Source organism: Bacillus sp. GbtcB10, assembly GCF_019091365.1.
GTDB lineage: Bacteria > Bacillota > Bacilli > Bacillales > Bacillaceae > Bacillus > Bacillus altitudinis.
This window is the reverse complement of sequence record NZ_JAGXJP010000089.1, coordinates 1-279: the sequence shown is the minus strand read 5'-3', so window position 1 is coordinate 279 and position 279 is coordinate 1. Positions and strand designations below refer to the sequence as shown.

1 protein-coding gene is annotated in these 279 nt (G+C 33.3%); it reads right to left on the bottom strand.

Annotation, left to right across the window (positions count from 1 at the left end; all coding sequences use genetic code 11):
- On the bottom strand, positions 1-279 hold a 279-nt coding region (locus tag KVT11_RS19745; RefSeq protein WP_254636534.1), incomplete at both ends, for a terminase TerL endonuclease subunit.

The following is a 279-nucleotide window of genomic DNA, read 5'->3' as shown; positions in this document are numbered from 1 at the left end:
CTTCAAGAATGTTATCCGCTTGCCATAATGCATGGATAAAAGCTTGAAATCCATCTGTTTTTCGTCTGAATTCATCTTTTTTCAAATATTCTTTATTGCCATCTTTTTTAATATGAACATAGACGTTATTGGTGTACCAACGCATTAACGGATTATCACCAAAGATAATACGGTTGTTCGCAAATAATGTTTCGACCCTTGGCGCTAATAATGAATGAATTGCTTTTGGATTACGAATATATAACAATGTAAACCCTTCTGCTTCAAGTGCTGTTTTAA